At 61.6% G+C, this 21,116-nt stretch carries 19 protein-coding genes; 8 read left to right on the forward strand and 11 right to left on the reverse strand.

Annotation, left to right across the window (positions count from 1 at the left end):
• Positions 1-12: 12 nt before the first annotated feature.
• Positions 13-192 (reverse strand): hypothetical protein, encoded by a 180-nt coding sequence (locus ACORQT_RS10450; protein ID WP_033642811.1) that lies wholly within the window; start codon positions 190-192, stop codon positions 13-15.
• Between the two features lie 442 nt (positions 193-634).
• On the opposite strand from ACORQT_RS10450, the gene ACORQT_RS10455 reads away from it, so the two are divergent.
• Together ACORQT_RS10455 and ACORQT_RS10460 are read left to right on the forward strand one after the other, a co-directional pair.
• Positions 635-1,138 carry an anti-virulence regulator CigR family protein gene (locus tag ACORQT_RS10455; RefSeq protein WP_164057118.1) on the forward strand — a complete coding sequence of 168 codons (504 nt, stop codon included), beginning with the start codon at positions 635-637 and terminating at the stop codon, positions 1,136-1,138.
• A 115-nt stretch (positions 1,139-1,253) separates the two neighbouring features.
• A complete protein-coding gene (locus ACORQT_RS10460; RefSeq protein ID WP_089191595.1) occupies positions 1,254-1,784 on the forward strand; it encodes a chorismate mutase in 531 nt (176 codons plus the stop codon).
• A 3-nt stretch (positions 1,785-1,787) separates the two neighbouring features.
• Here the strand turns inward: ACORQT_RS10460 and ACORQT_RS10465 are convergent, their stop codons facing one another.
• The 4 genes from ACORQT_RS10465 to hutC all read right to left on the reverse strand — a co-directional run bounded on the left by ACORQT_RS10465 (position 1,788) and on the right by hutC (position 6,503).
• On the reverse strand, positions 1,788-3,323 hold the full coding sequence (locus ACORQT_RS10465) for a serine hydrolase domain-containing protein (protein WP_089191596.1): 1,536 nt from the start codon (positions 3,321-3,323) through the stop codon (positions 1,788-1,790).
• Positions 3,324-3,566: 243 nt separating this feature from the next.
• Positions 3,567-4,370 (reverse strand): N-formylglutamate deformylase, encoded by an 804-nt coding sequence (hutG, locus tag ACORQT_RS10470; protein ID WP_108680572.1) that lies wholly within the window; start codon positions 4,368-4,370, stop codon positions 3,567-3,569.
• Positions 4,367-5,590 carry an imidazolonepropionase gene (hutI, locus tag ACORQT_RS10475; protein ID WP_108680574.1) on the reverse strand — a complete coding sequence of 408 codons (1,224 nt, stop codon included), beginning with the start codon at positions 5,588-5,590 and terminating at the stop codon, positions 4,367-4,369. The genes hutG and hutI overlap by 4 nt, the downstream gene beginning before the upstream one ends.
• Positions 5,591-5,747: 157 nt before the next feature.
• A complete protein-coding gene (hutC, locus tag ACORQT_RS10480) occupies positions 5,748-6,503 on the reverse strand; it encodes a histidine utilization repressor (protein WP_049204077.1) in 756 nt (251 codons plus the stop codon).
• Between the two features lie 180 nt (positions 6,504-6,683).
• On the opposite strand from hutC, the gene ACORQT_RS10485 reads away from it, so the two are divergent.
• The 3 genes from ACORQT_RS10485 (at position 6,684) to ACORQT_RS10495 (ending at position 9,688) form a co-directional block, all read left to right on the forward strand.
• Positions 6,684-8,054: a formimidoylglutamate deiminase gene (locus tag ACORQT_RS10485; protein ID WP_033642819.1), complete on the forward strand. Its 1,371-nt coding sequence runs from the start codon at positions 6,684-6,686 to the stop codon at positions 8,052-8,054.
• Entirely contained in the window at positions 8,054-8,617 is a 564-nt protein-coding gene (locus ACORQT_RS10490; RefSeq protein ID WP_197749769.1) for a HutD/Ves family protein, read from the forward strand. The genes ACORQT_RS10485 and ACORQT_RS10490 overlap by 1 nt, the downstream gene beginning before the upstream one ends.
• 69 nt (positions 8,618-8,686) lie before the next feature.
• Complete coding sequence (locus ACORQT_RS10495) at positions 8,687-9,688, forward strand: LacI family DNA-binding transcriptional regulator (protein ID WP_164057542.1); 1,002 nt, start codon at positions 8,687-8,689, stop codon at positions 9,686-9,688.
• A gap of 40 nt (positions 9,689-9,728) precedes the next feature.
• On the opposite strand, the gene ACORQT_RS10500 is transcribed toward ACORQT_RS10495, so the two are convergent.
• From ACORQT_RS10500 to ACORQT_RS10515, 4 genes are all read right to left on the reverse strand, one after another.
• On the reverse strand, positions 9,729-11,171 hold the full coding sequence (locus tag ACORQT_RS10500) for a glycoside hydrolase family 32 protein (RefSeq protein WP_164057541.1): 1,443 nt from the start codon (positions 11,169-11,171) through the stop codon (positions 9,729-9,731).
• Positions 11,168-12,400 (reverse strand): MFS transporter, encoded by a 1,233-nt coding sequence (locus ACORQT_RS10505; RefSeq protein WP_444859401.1) that lies wholly within the window; start codon positions 12,398-12,400, stop codon positions 11,168-11,170. Before ACORQT_RS10505 ends, ACORQT_RS10500 begins: the two co-directional genes overlap by 4 nt.
• A 196-nt stretch (positions 12,401-12,596) precedes the next feature.
• Positions 12,597-13,901 (reverse strand): MFS transporter, encoded by a 1,305-nt coding sequence (locus tag ACORQT_RS10510; RefSeq protein ID WP_147838863.1) that lies wholly within the window; start codon positions 13,899-13,901, stop codon positions 12,597-12,599.
• Positions 13,902-13,994: 93 nt separating this feature from the next.
• The gene (locus ACORQT_RS10515) at positions 13,995-14,693 is read right to left on the reverse strand and encodes a DAPG hydrolase family protein (protein ID WP_025302572.1); all 699 of its coding nucleotides are present in this window, start codon (positions 14,691-14,693) and stop codon (positions 13,995-13,997) included.
• A 93-nt stretch (positions 14,694-14,786) separates the two neighbouring features.
• Between ACORQT_RS10515 and ACORQT_RS10520 the strand changes: the two genes are divergently transcribed.
• Positions 14,787-15,431, forward strand: coding sequence for a TetR/AcrR family transcriptional regulator (locus ACORQT_RS10520; RefSeq protein WP_072627733.1), 645 nt, complete (start codon positions 14,787-14,789; stop codon positions 15,429-15,431).
• Between the two features lie 64 nt (positions 15,432-15,495).
• Here ACORQT_RS10520 and pckA read toward each other — a convergent pair whose 3' ends face one another.
• Positions 15,496-17,115 (reverse strand): phosphoenolpyruvate carboxykinase (ATP), encoded by a 1,620-nt coding sequence (gene pckA / locus ACORQT_RS10525; protein ID WP_033642831.1) that lies wholly within the window; start codon positions 17,113-17,115, stop codon positions 15,496-15,498.
• A 432-nt stretch (positions 17,116-17,547) separates the two neighbouring features.
• On the opposite strand from pckA, the gene ACORQT_RS10530 reads away from it, so the two are divergent.
• Together ACORQT_RS10530 and ACORQT_RS10535 are read left to right on the forward strand one after the other, a co-directional pair.
• Positions 17,548-18,891, forward strand: coding sequence for a 2-hydroxycarboxylate transporter family protein (locus ACORQT_RS10530; protein ID WP_444859402.1), 1,344 nt, complete (start codon positions 17,548-17,550; stop codon positions 18,889-18,891).
• 328 nt (positions 18,892-19,219) lie between these two features.
• Positions 19,220-20,638, forward strand: coding sequence for a serralysin family metalloprotease (locus ACORQT_RS10535; protein WP_046686934.1), 1,419 nt, complete (start codon positions 19,220-19,222; stop codon positions 20,636-20,638).
• Between the two features lie 146 nt (positions 20,639-20,784).
• On the opposite strand, the gene ACORQT_RS10540 is transcribed toward ACORQT_RS10535, so the two are convergent.
• On the reverse strand, positions 20,785-20,994 hold the full coding sequence (locus ACORQT_RS10540; protein WP_033642834.1) for a hypothetical protein: 210 nt from the start codon (positions 20,992-20,994) through the stop codon (positions 20,785-20,787).
• Positions 20,995-21,116: the final 122 nt, after the last annotated feature.

A 21,116-nucleotide genomic window follows, 5' to 3' on the forward strand; every position in this document is an offset into this window, starting at 1 on the left:
TTTTTTTCGTCATCACTGGGCTTGTTCTACCGGGAGATGCCTCACCGGCATAAACAGCCTGCCTTTGATCACGTGACATTCATTATTTATCCAACTAATGATTTGTTCACGGCTGACGCCTTCCGACTGCGCGTAACGATGAAGATCGCCGTTAAAGTGCCGAGTGATGTATTCCATGAGGGTCATTTGCACGTCTTTTGCTCCTGAACGCCCACCCGTTGCCAGCCTGGCCACCGCGGGAGGTTAAGGTTTCTCAGACAGCGAATGTAAATTATCGGCAACGAAATCTCAACATAAAGCACCAAATAGGGGCGACGCCGGTGGGAAAAAGAATCCCGCACGGAAAGGCGGGAAGTGTTCGATATTATCATTCTGGATGATAAGAATAAGATTTGAGGTGCGACGAAAAAGAGCACGCTAACTCTTTTTTGTTACCGTCCCACGCTAGCGGAAGGCTTATTTTTCTTCAAGAAAAATCGGGGGTAGATTTCGGAATTCTCGAGGCGTTTTGCGTTAAAACAAGAGAGTGGCGCGAATGCCGTAAAACCGCACTGTCATCTCGGAGTTTTCCTTATACTTTGCCCGGAAAAGGCCAACTATAGTAAACAGAGTCCCCCACGCAGGAATACACAACATGAACAAACGTCGTACGACTCTCACGGTGTTGGCACTGATTGCATCGCTGGGGTTGTCATCCGCCCCGGCCATGGCCGACAAAGGCGGCAATGGTAACGGCAACGGCAACGGGCATGGCAACAGCGGCAATCACGGCAACAACGGTAACCACGGCAACAACGGCAATCACGGCAATCACGGCAACAAAGATAAAGGCGACTATAGAGACTATAGAAACGACGATAATCTGGTTTCCGTCAGCCTCTCGCGCGACCGCGCCCGTTCGCTGGCGCACACCTACGGGCTGACCGGCTACCGCTCGTTGCCGCCGGGCATCGCCAAGAATCTGGCGCGCGGCAAACCGCTGCCGCCGGGCATCGCCAAAAAAATGGTGCCGTCTTCGATGCTGCGTGAACTGCCGCAGTATCCGGGTTATGAATGGCGCATCGCCGGCGACGATCTGGTGCTGGTCGCGCTCAGCACCGCGATTGTGGCTTCCGTCATCAACGGCGTGTTCGACTAACGCCGGTTGGATCTCATCGGGCCTCGCTGCGGCGGGGCCTTTTTTATTTGCCGGCGCGGGGCTGACGTGGTGAACTTGGCGCCTGACCTTTTCACTGCATCATAAGGGAGGCGCCATGTTCAGGGCGTTATTGATAGCGTGTTGCCTGACCAGTTTTCCGGCGTTGACGGACGGCGGCGCCGCTATCGGCGAGCTGGTGAACCAACGGCTGTCGTTGATGAAAGACGTGGCCGGTTACAAGGCGCAGCAGCATTTGCCGATCGAAGATCTGGCGCAGGAGGCGAAGGTGTTGGCCAACGCGCAGGCGGAAGCGGGGCGTTTGGGGCTGGAGCCGGCGTCGGTACGGCCTTTTATCACCGCGCAGATGAACGCCGCCAAGGCGATTCAGTACCGCTATCGCGCCGACTGGTTGGCGAGCCCGGAAAGCGATTGGCAGCCGCGCCCGCTGGCGCAGGTGCGGGTGCAGATCGGGCAATTGAGCAGCCGGATACTGCAGCGTTTGGCGGCGCGGCTGCGCGCCGGCCCGCTTGACGCGGCGGATCGGGCGGCGTTTATGGCGTCCGTGGAACAGGTGAATCTCAGCGCCGCCGACAAGCGGCGGCTGGCGGATGCGCTGCTGGCGGTCAAAGCCGACAGCGCGCGCTGATCGTCAGTCGCGGCCGACGGTGCTGCGGCGGAAGGTCAGCATCCGGCTGCGGTTGGCGATGAGATCCACGTTGTAACCGCGGAAATAGAGGCAAAAGCGTTTCAACCACGGGCCGTCCTGGCACTCCACCAGCATGCGTCCCTGGCCCAGCGGGCTGAGCGTGCCGGTCTGCGCCGCCGGGCCGACGCCGATATGCACCCGATTGCCGCGAATTTCAAAGGCGGTGCGATAGTGCGGGTGGTACCACAGCCCCTGCACATGCTTCAGGCAGTCGCCGTTGGCCGTGACCGGCAGGAAACGGCGCGCCACATGCCCGACTTCGCCCTCTACCGCTTCGCCGGTCCACTTCAGCCTGATGGGCATATGGGCGGATAACGACACCGCGTACCCGTCCTCCCCTTGATACAGCGGTTCATCGCTGCCCAGATAGGCCAGGTTACCGTTTTTGACTTCCAGCCAGTGCGGCTCCGCCAGCGTGGCGTAGAGGCCGTCGGGGATCGCCGCGCTGCGCTGCGGCAGCGGCTCGCCCAGCAGCGTCGCCATCACCTGCAAGGCCATGCCGAAACTGTCGCAATCTTCGCGGTTGGCCACCAGCGCGACGCCGGCCTGACGGTCGGGCGCCAGCAGGAAATAGGTTTTGTAACCGGCATGGGAGCCGCCGTGGCCCAGCAGGCTGCGGCGACCCAGCGGCGTGCGCGCCAGCCCCAGACCATAGGCGCTGAGTTGGCCCTGATTGAGGCGGCGCGGCGCGCTGAGCTGCGCCAGCACGCCCTGGCCGGGGCCTTGGTCCGCCAACAGCGTTTGCAGCCAGCGGGTGAGGGCGTTGACGCTGCCGGTCAGGCTGCCGGAGGCGGAAAGGTGCAGGCCGGCGCTGGCGTGTTGCCAGCCCTGCGGCGCCCGCCAGTAACCCGGCACCAACCCCGGCACTACGTCGAACCAGCTTTCCGGCGCTCGCATCTGCACCTGCAGCGGCTGGGCGATATGCCGTTGCACCAACTGGTCGAAATCATACCCTTTGCTGCGCAGCGCGGCCTCCAGCAGCCGATAACCGGTATTGCTGTAGGCGATCTCGCTGCCGGCCTCATAGTTCAACCTTTCCAGCCCCTCGACAAACTGCATCACCGGCTGCGCCTCGCTGACGGCGTGCAGCGATATGCCCAGCAAGCCGAGTGTTTCGCGCACGTCAGGCAGGCCGCCGGTCATGTCCAGCGCCTGGCCGACGGTAACGTCCGCCAACGCGGGCTGCAGGGCAGGGAGCAGTTCACCCAGGCGTTGCTCCAGCCGAACAGCGCGATCGGTGGCGTTCAGCGCCAGCGCGGCGAAGATATGCTTGGTCACTGAGGCGTAGCGCACCACGCTGTCGGCGGTGAAGGGGGTGTTCTGCGCCAGATCGGCCAGGCCGGCGCAGGCGGTGGCGCGGAGTTGTTCGGCGTCAAACAGGGTGATGGCGCCGCCGGGTTCGCCACGCCGTTGCCAGCCGGCCAGCAGTTGTTCGGCGACGGCGCCGGCAGCGCGCCAGTTTAACGGTGTTACAGACATAGGGCCTCCAGAGAGATATTCGAAACGGGCCAGTTGGCCACAGGCCGCCCGGTGCTGACGATGAACACGGGCTTTTGGGCTGATTGTGGCGCAGTGCGTTTTTCGTCGGCCGCTGTTTTGTGCGCTGTTTGGACCAGTTAGCGGGGAATCACGCGAAACTTTGATATAGCGCGCAGATTGCTGCTGGCGTTGCGGTTAAAGGCAGGAGAAAAACAGGCGCCCGGCGGCGCCTGTAAAGGGGGATCAGTTCAGCCTGGCGGCGCCGTCCAACAGGCTTTCAACCATCTGCTTGAGCAGGCGCTGCAGCGAGGCGGCGCGCTGCGGTTCGAACGCGAAAGGATACTGTTCGGACATGTAGTTGACCTGCGCCAGCTCGAGCTGGATCGCATGCTGTTGCTGCTGCGGTTGACCGTAGGCGCGGGTGATGTAACCGCCCTTGAAGCGGCCGTTCAGCACGTGGGTGTACTGCTGTTGCTGCTCGCAGCAGGCGACCAGCCGATCGCTCAGCGCCTGGGCGCAGCTTTCGCCGCCGTTGGTGCCGAGGTTGAGATCCGGCAGTTTGCCGTCGAACAGCCGCGGGATCACCGAGGCGATGGAGTGCGCGTCGAACAGCAACGCATAGCCGTGCCGCGCTTTGAGGCGCGCCAGCTCGTTCTGCAGCTGCTGATGATAAGGTTGCCAAATCTGCTGCAGATAGCCGGCGCGTTCTGTGTCCGTCGGCGCTTTGCCCGGCAGGAAGCTAGGGCGGCCGTCGAACAGCACGTCGGGATACAGACCGGTGGTGGCGGTGGTGTACAGCGGTTTGTCATCCGCCGGGCGGTTCAGATCGATGACGAAGCGCGAATAGTTGCCGACCAGCACGCTGGCGCCCATCGCCCGGGCGAAGTCGTACAGCTGCGGAATGTGCCAGTCGGTATCGGGCAGCGGGCGGGCGTCGTCGGTCAGCCCGGCCTCGACCGCCGGCGTCAGTTGCGTGCCGGCGTGCGGGATGCTGATCAGCAGCGGCAGGCTGCCGGTCTGGAAGCTAAAAGGATCGCGAATGGTCATTGACGTACTTCTCCTCGGAAAATCACCGTACAGGGCAGCTGGCCGCCCAACCAATAAGCCAGTTCCGCCGGCCGCGACAGCGGCCAGTGAACGAAGTCCGCCACCTTGCCGGTTTCCAGCGTGCCGTGGCTGTGTTGCAACCCCAACGCTGTGGCGGCGTGGGTCGTGACGCCCGCCAGCGCTTCTTCCGGCGTCAGGCGGAACAGCGTGCAGGCCATGTTGATCATCAGGCGCAGCGACAGCGCCGGCGACGTGCCGGGATTGGCGTCGCTGGCGAGCGCCATCGCCACGTTGTGTTTGCGGAACAGCTCTACCGGCGGGCATTGGGTTTCACGCAGCAGGTAGTAGGCGCCCGGCAGCAGCACCGCCACGGTGCCGGCGTCGCCCATGGCGCGGGCATCTTGCTCGGTGGCGTATTCGAGATGGTCGGCGGAGAGCGCGTGATGGCGCGCCGCCAGCGTGCTGCCGCCGAGGGCGGAGAGCTGTTCGGCGTGCAGTTTGACCGGCAAACCGGCGGCTTCGGCGGCGGCGAAGACTCGCTCCACCTGCGCCGGTGAGAACGCCAGATGTTCGCAGAAGGCGTCAACCGCATCCGCCAGGCCGGCGGCGGCGGCCTGCGGGATGATGGTATCGCAGACCAGATTGATGTAATCGTCGGCGCGGTTGGCGTATTCCGGCGGCAGCGCATGGGCCGCCAGACAGGTGGTTTTCACCTCGACCGGCAGCAGCTCGCCCAGTTTGCGCGCCACCCGCAGCATTTTCAGCTCGCTTTCCGGGCTGAGACCGTAGCCGGATTTGATTTCCACGCAGGTGACGCCTTCCGCCAGCAGCGGACGCAGGCGGAACAGCGCCTGTTCCAGCAGCAGCGCTTCGTCGGCTTCGCGGGTGGCTTTCACGGTGGAGATGATGCCGCCGCCCTGCGCGGCGATGTCGGCATAGCTTACGCCGTTCAGCCGCTGTTCGAACTCGCCGCTGCGGTTGCCGCCGAACACCAGGTGCGTGTGGCAATCAACAAAGCCGGGGGTGATGATGCCGCCGTCGAATTTCACCGTTTCGTCCGCGATCAGGCCGGGCGGCAACGCCGCATGTTCGCCAATCCAGACGATCTTGCCGTCGCGTACGGCGATCGCGCCGTCGGTCAGGGTGTGATATTTGCCGTCGCGCATGGTGACGATATCGGCGCCGTGCCACAGGCTGTCACAGTGAATCTCAGACGTCATTGCTTTCCTCCGCCGGAGCCGCAGCTCCCACATGGTTGTATATACAATTAAAAACAACCTAACGCATTCACCGGGATGTCACAAGGGGCGGGAGAGATTTTGTTATCAGGATGTGATCGACCGCGGAGATGCGGGCGCAGGGCGCGCCCGCCGGGGATCAGACTTCGCTGGTGAAGCGGCCGAACAGCTGGTAACGGCTGCCGGGGTACAGCAGCCGGGCCGAGGTCACCACGGTTTTGCCGGACCAGGTGCGGCGGTGGATCAGCAGGCCGGGTTCGTGGTCCTCCAGCTGCAGCAGCTCGCGTTCGCGCCGGGTCGGGATCACCGCTTCGACGATGTGTTCGCCGGCGGTCAGCGGCGCGGCCTGCGTCAGATAGGCGTATGGCGTGACGCGGTCGAAATCCTGCTTCAGGTAATCCGGCGCCACCAGCGGATTGACGCAGCGGTCTTCCACCTGCACCGGCACGTCGTTTTCGTAATGCACGATCTGCGAATAGAACAGCCGTTGGCCGGGCTGAATGCCGAGCGCCGCCGCCTCTTCCTCGCTGGCCGGGCGGGCCTTCAGCTCGAGGATTTTGCTGCTGTGGCGATGACCGCGCGCGGCGATCTCATCGGCGATGTTGTGCACTTCCAGCAGCGCGGTGTGCGCCTTGGCTTCGGCGACGAAGGTGCCGACGCCTTGCATGCGGATCAGAAAACCTTCGCTGGTCAGCTCGCGCAGCGCGCGGTTGATGGTCATGCGGCTGACGCCCAGTTCCGCCACCAGTTCACTTTCGGAGGGCACGCGCTGGTGCGGTTGCCAGTGCCCCGCACGGATTTGATTCACGATCGCCTGTTTGACCCGTTGGTAGATCGGGGCGGGGGCATCGCTCATTGCAGCCGCCAGTTGTAACACGGTCTGTTGTTCAGCCACGACGTTAACCTCGTCAAATAAAAAAATAATAACACCAGTTTACTGTTGATGTCGGCGTATGTATATGTATATACAACTAGTGGCCGTCGCGCCAGAAACTTGCCGGCGACCGCCAAAAATTCCTGAAGACGCGCCATCGCCGCGCCTTATTCGCCGTTACATTAACCGTGGAATACTGCCATGCCTGCTTATTTTGCCCCACGCGCTTTGCTCCCTGAGGGCTGGGCGCATAACGTCCGGCTAGACGTCGATGCGCAAGGTTATCTGACTCAAGTTACCGCCAACGCTGAACCGCAAGGCTGCACCCGGCTGCACGGCGATGCGGTGCCGGGCATGCCGAACCTGCACTCCCACGCCTTTCAGCGCGCGATGGCCGGGTTGGCGGAAGTGGCGGGCAACCCGCAGGACAGCTTCTGGACCTGGCGCGATCTGATGTATCGGCTGGTGCAGCGCCTGACGCCGGAGCAGGTGGAGGTGGTCGCCCGTCAACTGTATATCGAAATGCTCAAGGGCGGATATACCCAGGTGGCCGAATTCCACTACCTGCATCACGACGCCGACGGCAAGCCTTACGCCGATCGCGGTGAAATGACCGGCCGCCTCAGCGCGGCCGCGCATCAGGCCGGCATCGGCATGACGATGCTGCCGGTGCTGTACAGTTACGCCGGTTTTGGCGCCCAGCCGGCCCAGCCGGGGCAGAAACGGTTTATCCAGGATGCCGAAGGCTATCTGCAACAGCAGCAGGTGATTGCTCGCCAACTGGCGGATCGCCCGTTGCAGAATCACGGTCTGTGTTTCCATTCGCTGCGCGCGGTGGAACTTGGCCAGATGCAACAGATTTTGGCCGCGTCGGATCGCACCTTGCCGGTGCATATTCATATCGCCGAGCAGCAAAAAGAGGTGAACGACTGCCTGGCGTGGAGCGGGCAGCGACCGGTGGCCTGGCTGTATGACCATTTGCCGGTGGATCAGCGCTGGTGTTTGGTACACGCCACCCATCTGGATCGCGACGAGCTGGAAGCGCTGGCGCGCAGTCGCGCGGTGGCCGGCCTGTGCCCGACCACCGAAGCCAACCTCGGCGACGGCATTTTCCCCGGCGACGCCTATCTGCAGCAGCAGGGGCGTTGGGGCATCGGCTCCGACAGCCACGTTTCGCTCAACGTGGTGGAAGAGCTGCGCTGGTTTGAATATGGGCAGCGGCTGCGCGATCAGCGCCGCAATCGCCTGACGACACCGCAGCAATCGGCGGTGGGCGATGTGCTGTATCACCAGGCGCTGCAAGGCGGCGCGCAGGCGTGCGGCGCGCCGATCGGCCGCTTGCAGAGCGGCTATCGCGCCGACTGGCTGGTGCTGGACGGCGACGATCCGTATTTGGCGGCGGCGCCGGATGCCTCGATCCTCAACCGCTGGCTGTTCGCCGGCGGCAAAGAGCAAATTCGCGACGTGTTCGTCGGCGGCCGACAGGTGATCGAGCAGGGGCGGCACGCGCTGCAGCAGCAGAGCAGCGCCGAGTTCCTGCAGGTGCTGAAAACCTTTCAGCAGGAGGCGTGATGAGCCTGACCCGTTTTAATTTCGCTGGGTTGCCGGTCAGCCCGTGGCGCAACGGCGGCGGGGAAACCCGTGAAATCGTCAGTTGGCCGCCGGGCGAGCCGGATTTCGACTGGCGCGCCAGCATCGCCACCATCGCACAGGACGGGCCGTTTTCCGCCTTTGCGGGCATCGATCGTTCGATCACGCTGCTGGAAGGCGACGGCGTGCGGCTGTTCAGCGCCGGGCATATCGACCATCAGTTGGCGCGTATCGGGGAGCCGTTCGCCTTTTCCGGCGACGTGGCGCTGGAAGCGACGCTGCTGGGCGGCGCCAGTCAGGATTTCAACATCATGACGCGCCGCGGCCGGCTAGCGGCGCAGGTGCAACGCAGCGCCGAGCCGCTAACCTTGCCGCCGGGGCGGGCGGGGGTGCTGTATGTGCTGAGCGGGCTCTGGTCGCTGCCGGGGGGCGGCGAACTGAGCGCGCGCGAGGGCGTCTGGTGGACGGCATCGGCGGCGGGGGGCGACGTGGCGCCGTTGAGGGCCGGCAGCGCTATCCTGTGGGCGGACATCACATCCCGTTAACGCAGAGTAGAGTCCTGTGCCCGGTTATGGGATTATTCACTTTTTCCCATTAATCATAAAGAAGGGCGCATGGCTTCGCTGAAAGACGTCGCAAAACTTGCCGGAGTCTCGTTGATGACGGTGTCCCGCGCCATCAATGAACCCGGCAAGCTGCGGCCGGAAACCTACCGCCGCGTCAAACAGGCTATCGATCGGTTGGACTATGTGCCGGATCTGTCGGCGCGGCGTATTCGCGGTGACGGAAATCGCGTGCAGACGCTCGGCGTGCTGGCGCTGGACACCGCCACGACGCCGTTCTCGGTGGAAATGATCCTGTCGATTGAGAAAACCGCGCGCGAGCGCGGCTGGAACAGCTTCGTCGTCAACCTGTTCGCCGACGACAACGCCGAACAGACCGTCGATCTGCTGCTGGCGCATCGGCCGGATGGGGTGATCTTCACCACGATGGGGCTGCGTGAGGTGACGCTGCCGGCCAAACTGCTGGACAAAAAGCTGGTGTTGGCCAACTGCGTCAGCCCGGCGCATTCTATCGCCAGCTACATTCCTGATGATGAGCAAGGGCAGTATGACGCGACGCGCACGCTGATCGCCAAAGGCTATCGCGCGCCTTTGTGCATTCATTTACCGGCGGATACGCTGGCGGCGGGGCTGCGCCGCCGCGGTCTGGAACGCGCCTGGCGCGAAGCGGGGCGCGATGTTGAACAACTGCGGCAGTATCATCTCGATCTGAGCGCCGGCGATCAAAGCTATCGCGACTGCGTAGCGTTGCTGGAGCGGCATTTTTCCGCCGGCCGGCGCGATTGCGATGTCGTGGTGTGTGGGAACGATCGGATAGCGTTTCTGGCGTATCAGGTATTGCTGGCGCAAGGATGGCGGATACCGCAGCAGGTGGCGGTGCTGGGCTACGACAATATGGTCGGCACCGGCGAGCTGTTCCTGCCGGCATTGACGACGGTGCAGCTGCCGCATTATGAACTGGGTCGCCTTGCGGCGCTGCATGTGATTGAGCGGCGGGAACAGCGTGATACGGTGAAAGTGCCTTGCCCGCTGCTGGAACGTGGTTCGCTGTAAACGCACCGGGGCGTCGCTGCGCGCCCGGTGCTCATTCCCATTACCCCCAGATGCTTGCCAACTGCCATCCCGTGATGGGCTCGAACAGCGCCCGGCCGCCTTCGGCGAACAGGCTGAGACCGCGATCGTCCGCCGTCGGATAGATGCGGCTGGTCAGGCAGGCCTGCCCCTGATTAACGAAGATCTCCAGTGAGGAGCGATCGATAAAGATCCGCAGCGACAGGATGTCACCCTCCGGCAGCGGCACACTGCGGCAGGTGCACAGCGCCGGATGTTCATTAAAACGCTCCAGCACCAATCGGTGTGACTGATTGTCGACGAACAGCCGCGCCGCACTCCCAATGGCCAGCCCGTACCGCTCGGCGTCGCTGTCGGCCGGTCTCAACGTCAGGATGAGCTCCTGCATATCGTTCGTCAGCGGCAGATGCTGATTGGTCAGCGTCTGCGCCGACAACGTCTGCGATCCTCGGCGCAACGCCGCCAGTTCACGCGCCGGATTCATGCGGACGCTGCCGTCGGCGGCCAGCGTCAGCTCGCGTGGCAGGGTGAGGGCACCGGCCCAGCGGTGCGCTTTGCTGGGCATCGGTGATTCCCACATATCCATCCAGGCAAACAGCAGCCGGCGGCCGTCGGCGGCGGTGAAGGTCTGCGGCGCATAGAAATCGTGGCCGGCATCCAGCTCGCAGAAGGGCTGGGTCACCGTAAAGTCGCCGTCCGGCCGCCAATGGCCGAGCAGATAGCCGCTCTGGAAGCGATTGCGGTAGCGGTAGCCCTGCGCCGCCAGCCCCTGCGGCGAAAACAGCAGCAGGTGTTGCTCCCCCAGCGGGAAGAAATCCGGGCATTCCCACATATAGCCCTGATGCGCCGTTTGCGCGCCGGCCAGCACCCGATCGAAGCGCCAGGCGCGCAGGTCGGCAGAGCGGTACAGGCGCACCTGGCCCAGGCCGTTTTCTTTGGCGCCGACCACCAGCCACCATTCGCCGTTTTCGCGCCAGACTTTCGGATCGCGAAAATGCTGAATGCCGTCCGGCGGGGCCAGTACCGGTCCGTGCTTGACGAAGCGTATGCCGTCTTCGCTGGTGGCCAGACATTGCACTTCCCGCACCAGGCTGTCGTCACCGGGTTCGCCCAACCACACGTGGCCGGTGTAAAGCAGCGTCAGCACGCCGTTGTCATCCACGGCGCAGCCGGAAAAACAACCGTCTTTGTCATAGGGCGCATCGGGCGCCAGGGCGATGGGCTGGCGCTGCCAGCGTATCAGGTCACGGCTGGTCGCATGCCCCCAGTGCATGGGCCCCCAGTGTTCGCTATAGGGGTGATGCTGGAAGAAGGCATGATAGACGCCGTCAATACAGATCAGGCCGTTGGGATCGTTGATCCAGCCGGCGGCCGGTGCGAGATGGAACTGCGGATAATAATCGTCTCGGCGCTCTGCGCACAGGGCTTCGACCGCATGGTCGGCTTGAGCTAAAGCAGTGTTCATTGGACAGACTCACTTGATTTAATGGCGGATGGAAAGGGCGTTGCCGTGGCGGAGCGTTCGCCGCGCAGCAAGAAACAGGAGACAAGCGTGGTGACGGCGACCGCGCAGCCCATCAGCAGATAGGTGTCGGCAAAGCCGATGCGGTCATAACCGTAGCCCGCCAGCGGCGACAGGAAGCTGGCCATCACCTGGGTGATGAACTGGAAGCCTACCAGGTACAGCGTGGAGGAGAGTCGGCTGTCGAAGCGGCTGGCGATGTATTTGAAGATAGCGATCAGCAGGATTGGCAATTCTACGGCGTGCAGCAGTTTCATGGCGGAGATCATCAGGGCGCCGCTGACCAACCCGGAACCGAACATGCGCAGCGCCATCACGCTGCCCGCCAGCAACAGCCCCTGCTTGGCGCCGATACGGTTCACCAGCAGCGGGGCCAGGAACATGCCGCCGGCTTCGAGGAAGACCTGCAGCGAGTTGAGAAAACCGTACATCTCGTTGCCCTGTGCGCGAGAAGCGAACTGTGAAGCGAAGTAGACAGAAAATTGCTGATCGAAAACGTTGTATACGCTGATCCCCAGCACAAACACCACCAGTGCCCAGAAGCCCGGCATATGCAGCAGCGCCAGCGCGTCCTGCAGCCGCAGGTTCTCCGGTTTGCCGAATGCCAGGCCGGCCATGGCGTTCGGCTTCAGCTCGCGTACCTGACTGAGCAGAAACAGGAATACCACGGCGGCGGCGGAGGCCAGCCAGAAATTGATGTTCGGATTGATATTGAAGATAAAACCGGCCACAAAGGTGGCGCTGGCCCAGCCGAGCGAGCCCCACATGCGGGCGCGGCCGAACTCGAAACCGCTGATGCGGCTGACGCGCTCGGTATAAGATTCCAGCGCGCCGATGCCGGCGAAGAAGGTCGCGCCGATGAACACCCCACCGACCAAAGCGCCGAGCGGCAGGCTGCTCGCCAGCAGCGGGGCATAAACGTAGATAAAGAACGGGCCGGTCAGCAGCAGCATCACGCCGAGAAACTGCAGCAGGTGTTTGCGCAGCCCAAGTTTGTCCTGAATAAAGCCGTACAACGGCTGTGCGCACAGCGCCACCAGCGAGATGGCGGAGAAGATCAGACCGGTCTCGGCGCCTTTCAACCCGATCTTTTGATTCAGCCACAGCGAGATCAGCGAAAAGCTGGAAGACCAGGTGAAGAAAAAGAAGAACAGCAGGCCGCTGAGCAGCACGTAATATTTTTTTAGTTTCGCGGTTCATGGGTAGGGCCCCGGTGAGTGAAGTTAGCTCTATTGTTAACGTTAACTCGCGGATGGATGAAGCTGTCAGTTATCACTCATGCGATGTTAATCACAAAAGTTAACGTTAACATTATTGCGTTGTGATCATTATCACGAGTTGGAATGGGGGCGATGCGCCCCCGGAGGATTAACGTTCGTTCAGCGAGCGCAGATGATCGTCGCGGCGCAGCGTCATCAGCGCAAACAGGCTGACCACCGACGTGGCGACCACATAGTAGGCGGGAATGTCGATATTGCCGGTCTGTTTGATGAGGCCGGTGATAATCAGCCCGGCCGAGCCGGAAAACACCGCATTGGACAGCGAGTAAGCCAGCCCCAGGCCGGTATAGCGCACCTGGGTCGGGAACATCTCCGCCAGCATCGCCGGGCCGGGACCGGCCAGCAGGCCGACCACGGCGCCGGCGATCATGACTGCCAGCCCTTTGATCCACAGTGAGCTCTGCGCATCCTGCAACAGGTGCAGCAGCGGGAAGGTGAACAGGATCACCGCCGCCACGGCTGTCAGCATCACCGTTTTTCGTCCCAGCCTGTCGCTGATGATGCCCGCCGGCAGGATGGTCAGGGCGAAACCGACGTTGGCCAGCACCGTCGCCACCAGCGCCTGTTGGAAGGTGGCGTGCAGCGAGGTTTGCAAATAGGAAGGCATCACCACCAGGAAGGTATAGCCGGCGGCCGACCAGCCCATCATGCGGCCGATGCCGACCAGAATGGTTTTCACCACGCCGCCCAGCTTCGCTTCCGGCGGCGCGGCGGTGTGCTCCGCGGCGTGCTGCGCCTGGGTAAACGTCGGCGTTTCCTCAAGCTTGAGCCGCAGCCACAGCGCCACGGCGCCCATCGGCAGCGCCAGCAGGAAGGGAATGCGCCAGCCCCAGTCATGCAACTGCTGCACGCTCAGCAGCGCAGCCAGCAGCGCCACCAGCCCGGCGCCGGCCAACAGGCCGAGCGCGACGGTCAGCGATTGCCAGGCGCCGAACAGCCCGCGCTTGCCCTTTGGGGCGAACTCGGTCATCAGCGACACGGCGCCGCCGAATTCGCCGCCGGCGAACAGCCCCTGGAACATACGCAGCAGCGTCAGCAGCAGCGGGGCGGCGACGCCGATCGAGGCATAGGTCGGCATGACGCCGATCAACGCCGTCGCCAGCGTCATCAGCAGCAGGACCGCAATCAGCGTCGGACGACGGCCGATGCGATCGCCGATGCGGCCGAAGATCACCGCGCCGATCGGCCGGCAGAAAAACGCCAGCGCGAAGGCGGCGTAGGTGAGGATCAGGCTGGTGATTTCATTTTCACCCTGCAGCGTGAAAAAATTGGCGGCGATAACGGTGGCCAGGAACCCGTACACCCCGAACTCGTACCATTCGATAAAGTTGCCGACCGAGCCGGCCAGCAACGCCTGACGCGAGCGGCGCGCGTCGAGAGTCTGTTGATTCATCCCCGTTCCCATACTTTTGATTTATTGTTCGTCAGTTCTAAATTTATACGACAAAACAATCAATTGATTTCAGCGGGAACTGTGAGGCGCGATTCACCAGAGCAACGGCGCCGGCTCACGGCCGTTTTCGGCGTAGTACAGCGACGGCAGGAACTGCGCCAGATAGCTGAACTCGTTGTAGCAGTGGCGCATCAGGTTAAACCCGATGTCGTCCGACAGTTCGTCGTGGGCGTTGGCGCAGGCTTTACCCAACAGAAAACGGCTGCGCAGCACGCACCCGTAGGGCGTATCGCGCGCCAGATGCAGCATTTCGCCGTCGCAGGGATCGCCGTTGTCATCCAACGCCACCTGGTCGCCGAAGCCGATGCGCGCGCACACGGCGGCGGAGAGCGCCTGCGCGTCACGCGCCTGGCGCAGCGGTTGCGGCGCGAAGAAGTCCTCGGCGGCGTGGAATTTGAGGCGCGCCGCGACCGGTGGCAGCTCCGCCAGCCATTCGACCGCTTCGATGCTGGCGCCGACGTAGCTTTCCCCTTTTTTCCAATGGCGGTCCCAGCCGCGATGTTCGACGTGATCGTGCGGGTGCCACCAGTTGATGTGCTGCGTGTTCTCAAAGAAGGTGAACCACCAGTCCAGCATGCGCCCCTTGCAGCCGTGCAGATCGGTACGGACCGCGACGGTCAGCAAACCGTCGGCGCTGCGACTCAGCCCCATCTCCAGCCGCAGCGGTTCAGGTTTGAGCAACTCGTTGATATCGTTAACGCCCCACGGCGCCAGCAGGGAAGGATGTGTCATAATGGGTTCCTGTTTTATTTTGGAAACGAGTTGTGTTTCCAAAATAAAACTATGCCGCTATGCTGAGTCTGTCAATGCTTGTGAGGAATAAATATGGCGAACCCGAATGAAGAACCGCTGCGTGCTCGCGGCCGGCCGGCCACGCCGGAAACGGCGCTGCGCGCCGCGTTGGCGCAGGCGACGCTGGCGCTGTTGCTCGACGGCGGCTATGCCGCGGCAACGGTGGATGCGGTGGCGAAACGCGCCGGGGTGGCTAAAAAAACCCTGTATCGCTTTGCGGCCAATCGCGACGAACTGGTGGCGCAGGCGGTGAGCGGCTGGACCGATGCGTTTCAGCCGGCCTTCGCCCAGGATGCCGGGCGGTGGGAGGCGGTGGCGCCGCTGTTGGAAAAAGGGCTGACGGCGGTGGCGCAGCAGGTATTGAGCGCCGAAGCGGTGGGGATGTTTCGGCTGCTGCAAAGCGAGTTTCCGGGGCGCGAGGCGCTGCTGGACAGCTATCAGCGCAACGGCATTCTGCGCGGACGGGCGACGGTGGCGGACTGGCTGCGGCGCCAGCAGCAGTGCGGGTGGCTGCGTGAGCGCGACTGGGCGCAAACCAGCGATCTGCTGTTGGCGATGGCCATCGCCGAACCGCTGCGGCAGATGACCCTGGGGCTGTTGCCGCCCGGCAGCGCGATCGACGAGCGCATCGCGGCGGCGGTGGCGCTGGTGATGCCGGGTTTGCTGGCGGAAGGATGAAAAGATGAAAACAAGAAAGGGCCGAAAGTTCGGCCCTTAAACAGCAGGATGCAAAACGTCTGCGTTACAGCTTCGGCCCGGCGTTCACCAGTTTTTCGCCCGCCTGGGTGACGGTATATTTGGCGAAGTTATCGATAAAGCGCTGCGCCAGATCCTGCGCTTTCTCCTGCCACAGCGATTCGTCGGCGTAGGTTTTGCGCGGATCGAGGATCGACGGATCGACGCCCGGCAGCGCGGTCGGCACTGCCAGCCCGAAGATCGGCAGCGTGAAGGTGTCGGCCTGCTCAATGTCGCCATTCAAGATGGCGTCGATGATGCCGCGCGTATCTTTGATCGAGATACGCTTGCCGCTGCCGTTCCAGCCGGTGTTGACCAGGTAAGCCTGGGCGCCGGCGGCCTCCATGCGTTTCACCAGCACTTCAGCGTATTGCGTCGGGTGCAGCGTCAGGAACGCGGCGCCGAAGCAGGCGGAGAAGGTCGGCGTCGGGGCGGTGATGCCGCGCTCGGTGCCGGCCAGCTTGGCGGTGAAGCCGGACAGGAAGTGGTATTGGGTCTGCTCCGGCGTCAGGCGCGACACCGGCGGCAGCACGCCGAAGGCGTCGGCGGTCAAGAAGATGATCTTGCGCGCGTGGCCGGCTTTGGACACCGGTTTGACGATGTTCTCGATGTGATAAATCGGGTAAGAGACGCGGGTGTTCTCGGTTTTGCTGGCGTCGTCGAAGTCGATGCTGCCGTCGGCCCGCACGGTGACGTTTTCGAGCAGCGCATCGCGGCGGATCGCCTGATAGATTTCCGGCTCCGCCTGCGGCGACAGCTTGATGGTTTTGGCGTAGCAGCCGCCTTCGAAGTTGAACACGCCGTCGTCGTCCCAGCCGTGCTCGTCATCGCCGATCAGCTGGCGTTTCGGATCGGTGGAGAGGGTGGTTTTGCCGGTGCCGGACAGGCCAAAGAACACCGCGACGTCGCCTTGCTCGCCGACGTTGGCCGAGCAGTGCATCGAGGCGATGCCCTTCAGCGGCAGCAGATAGTTCATGATCGAGAACAGGCCTTTCTTCATCTCGCCGCCGTACCAGGTGCCGCCGATCAGCTGCATGCGCTCGGTCAGGTTGAAAGCGACGAAGTTTTCCGAGTGCAGCCCTTGCTGCTGCCAGTCCGGGTTGGTGCATTTGGCGCCGTTCAACACCACGAAGTCCGGCTCAAAGTCCGCCAGCTCGGCGTCGCTTGGGCGGATGAACATGTTTTTCACGAAGTGCGCCTGCCAGGCCACCTCGGTGATGAAGCGCACCTTCAGGCGCGTATCGGCGTTGGCGCCGCAGAAGGCATCCACCACGAACAGACGCTTGCCGGAGAGCTGGTTGCCCACCAGCGTCTTCAGATGCTGCCAGACTTCCGGCGACAGCGGCTGGTTGTCGTTCTTGCCGGTACCGTTGTCGGACCACCAGACGGTGTCGCGCGTGGTGTCGTCGCGCACGATGTATTTGTCTTTCGGCGAACGGCCGGTAAATTCGCCGGTCGCGACGTTGACCGCCCCCAGTTGGGTGAGGGTGCCGCGTTCCAGCGGCGGCAGGTCGGCGCGGGTCTCTTCGGCGAACAGCAATTCATAGCTGGGGTTATAGACGATGTCGGCGGCCTGATGGATGCCGTAGCGAGCGAGGGTTTGTGGGGTAACAGCGCGTGAAGACATATTCTACTTCCTTATGAGTCATATTATGCCTTTTTCCCGTGCGGTGCCGCGCGCAGGATTAAGGTTCGGATCAAGCTGACCGGATTCAGCTAATGGCGTTTCCGGTTCTTTATTAATAAAGCAGGGGGCTTTTTCGCCCTCCTATAGCATAGCAGCGAATTTAAGCCTGATTACTTTAATTACAAAATGCTGACGATAATTAATTAAAACCAACCTTGGCGGAGGGTCACAATATTGAATTCCCTCAGCGTAATTTAGTTTTGCATTTTTATTTTTTATCATATTGTCAGTGCTGTCTACTGTTTTATTTCTTATTAGAAAAAGCGAAATCCGCAATAGGATTTTTGTAATTAGTTGTTTTCACTTGGCTATGGCGGGATTGTTGCGCCAGGTGGATCTAACCGTACTGTACGCTTGTCAGCAGGGTGAATAATGAAACAGATAAATGCAGAAATAGCCTGTGATAAAAATACGGCATCGTCCGAATCATCAGGATTAATTAATCAACTTCGTCAAATAGATATCGGTGCGGTGCCGATCGCGTTGTTTATCACGATTTGCGCCATCGTGGCGATTTCCGCCTATGCTAACTTCCTGCCGAAGAATATGATCGGCGGCCTGGCGGTGATAATGACGCTGGGCTTTGCGTTGGCGCAGTTGGGTAAAAGCATTCCCGTGCTGCGCGATATCGGCGGGCCGGCCATTCTGTGTTTGATGGTGCCGTCGGTGCTGGTCTACTTCAACGTGTTCCAGCCCAACGTCATGGGCACCGTCCATCTGTTGATGAAAGACGCCAACCTGCTTTATTTCGTCATCGCCAGTCTGGTGGTCGGCAGCATTCTCGGCATGAACCGGGTGATCCTGATCCAGGGGATGATTCGCATGTTCGTGCCGCTGGTGGTGGGCACGGTCACGGCGGTGATCACCGGGCTACTGGTAGGGAAACTGTTCGGCTTCACCTTCTATCACACCTTCTTCTTTATCATCGTGCCGATCATCGGCGGCGGCATCGGCGAGGGCATTTTACCGCTGTCGCTGGCCTATTCGGCGATCCTGGGATCGACGCCGGACGTCTACGTCGCGCAGCTGGCGCCGGCGGCGGTGCTGGGTAATATCTTCGCCATCGTGACCGCCGGGGTGCTGGCGCGCATCGGCATGCAGCGCAAGGCGCTGAGCGGCGACGGCATGCTGATCCGTTCGGCGCAGGAGAACGCGATGTTCGCCATCAAGGAACAAAGCGGCAACGTCGATTTCCAACTGATGGGCGGCGGGCTGCTGGTGATCTGCGCCTTCTTTATCGTCGGCGGCCTGTTCGAGCATATCGTGCATATCCCTGGCCCGGTGCTGATGATCCTGTTCGCGGTGCTGTGCAAATACTGCCGGGTGATCCCGGCTTCGATGGAGACCGGCGCGCACAGTTTTTATAAGTTCGTCTCCACCGCGTTGGTATGGCCGCTGATGATCGGTCTGGGCATGCTGTACGTGCCGCTGGAAAGCGTGGTTGCGGTGTTCTCGGTCGGCTATGTGGTGGTCTGCGGCTCGGTGGTGCTGTCGATGGGGTTGGTCAGTTTCCTGATTGCGCCTTACCTGAAGATGTTCCCGGTGGAAGCGGCGATCGTCACCTGCTGTCACAGCGGCCTGGGCGGCACCGGCGACGTGGCGATCCTGTCGGCGTCCAACCGCATGGGGCTGATGCCGTTCGCCCAAATCGCTACGCGCATCGGCGGCGCTTCCACGGTCATTGGCGCGACGCTGTTGGTCGGTTGGTTAGTCTGAGTCCAGAGTGTGTTATGGATAGCCGGGGTTGGATTGCCCCGGTTTTTTTATACTTTTTTCGACATCGTGATAATGCTGATTATTACCTTGAAAATCATTCGCATGGCGGAAAATCCCTGTCACACTTTTGATAAGAAAAATCTGTTCTCGGTAAAATGTGTCTATTCTCTTCTCTTAAGGGATTATCGTTCTCATTCAGAGTGCCGATGGAAGGCGCCAGCGCATTACCGATATCCCCGTATTGATTCAACACCGGGCCGCTGCCGTTCAGGCAATCCGCCAGTTGGGGCATCACCCCGATTGAATTGACGAATATGGAGATAAGGTTATGTCATCAAGCAATGCTTCCGTTAAGGCCGAAGGCGTATTAGCCCTGCTGGGCGCTTATAAACCCGATGAAGACGACACCATTACCGTGCTTCATCCGTCGAAAACGTTCGAGAATGCCGGCCTGGAACTGGTGCGCGGCGATCGCAGTTGGCACGACAAGGGCGTGACCGAAAAGCCGGTCTCCCTGACCTACAGTTTCTGGGAAAAGGCGCCGGGCAATATGTCGAGCATGAGCATCAGCGGCTTCAGCAGCTTTAACGCGGAACAGCGCGAGCAGGCCAAACTGGCGCTGCAGTCATGGTCCGACGTGGCCAACATCACCTTCACCGAGACCAGCAACACCGCCGCCGCCAACATCAAATTCGGTCTGTTCGATTACAGCTCGCGCGGCTCCTATGCCTTTGCGTATAACCCGGATTCATCGCCTTCGGTCGCCGGTCAAACCTGGTATAACGCCAAGAACCACACCTTCGTCAACAACCAGATCCATGAAAACGAGTACGGCCGCCAGACCTTCACCCATGAGATCGGTCATGCGCTGGGGTTGCAGCACCCGGGCGACTATAACGCCGCGCCGGGCGTCAGCATCACCTACGCTAAAGACGCGACCTACTTCGAAGACAGCCGCGCCCACAGCCTGATGAGCTATTTCAGCGAAAGCAACACCGGGCAGGACTTTAAAGGCGCGTACTCTTCCGGGCCGTTGCTCAATGACATCACGGCGATCCAGCATTTCTACGGCGCCAACATGAACACCCGCACCGGCGACACGGTTTACGGTTTCAATTCCAACACCGATCGCGACTTCCTCACCGCCACCGGCGCGCAGGACAAGATAATCTTCACCGCCTGGGATGCCGGCGGCAACGACACCTTCGACTTCTCCGGCTTTGGCCAAAATCAGCGCATCAACCTGAATGAAAAGGCGTTCTCGGACGTCGGCGGCCTGAAAGGCAACGTGTCGATCGCGGCGGGCGTAACGATTGAAAACGCCATCGGCGGGTCGGGTAACGATGTGCTGGTCGGGAACGCCGCCGATAACGTGCTCAAGGGCGGCGCGGGCGATGATGTGTTGTACGGCGGCAAAGGGGCGGATCAGCTGTGGGGCGGCGCCGGCAAGGACACCTTCGTCTACTTCGCGGCGGATGAGTCGACGGCGGCGGCGCCGGATTGGATCCGCGACTTCGTGCGCGGTGAGGACAAGATCGATCTGACGCTGTTCAACACCGGCAGCGCCGACGGCATCCGCTTCGTCGATCAGTTCAGCGGCAAGGCGGGCGAGGCGAAGCTGAGCTACGATGCGCAAAATCACGTCAGCGATGTGGCGATCAACCTGGGCGGCGCCTTTGACGGCAACGATTTCCTGGTGAAAGTGGTGGGGCAGCCGCTGGATGCCGGCGATTTCGTGTTGGCGTAATGCAGGCAACAAAAATAGGGCGTTTTGGGCAAAAACCCGACAATTCCTATTAATTACGTCATATTAGCGTGACATAGTAGCGCGCAGAAGGCCGGGCTTGCATACCTCGGGCTTCTGTCGGATCGCCAACCTTTTCGGTTGGCGATTCATTTTCCGCCTTTCAGCATGTTGATGGCGGCGCCGAGCAGGATACGCCGTTCGATGTCGTTGCTCTCGGCCAGCTGCCGCGCCAGATGTTTCTCCAGCGTTTCCACCGACAGCGCCTCGCCGCGATGGCGCAGCTGCATCACGCTGTCGCCGATCAGGCGCGCGACTTCATCCCATACGGGTTTAATCTCCTGTTCCGAGAACGTCATGGCCTACACCTCGGTGGGTTGATTTTCGCCCAATGTAGCAGTTGAACTGCGGCTTCGCTACCGACGGCAAAAAACAGGAAGCATAAAAAACAAGCCATCAGTATTTCTTCTGGTTTTTGCGC

It is taken from the genome of Serratia sp. (in: enterobacteria), assembly GCF_052400455.1.
In the GTDB taxonomy this organism is placed as follows: Bacteria; Pseudomonadota; Gammaproteobacteria; order Enterobacterales; family Enterobacteriaceae; genus Serratia; species Serratia ureilytica.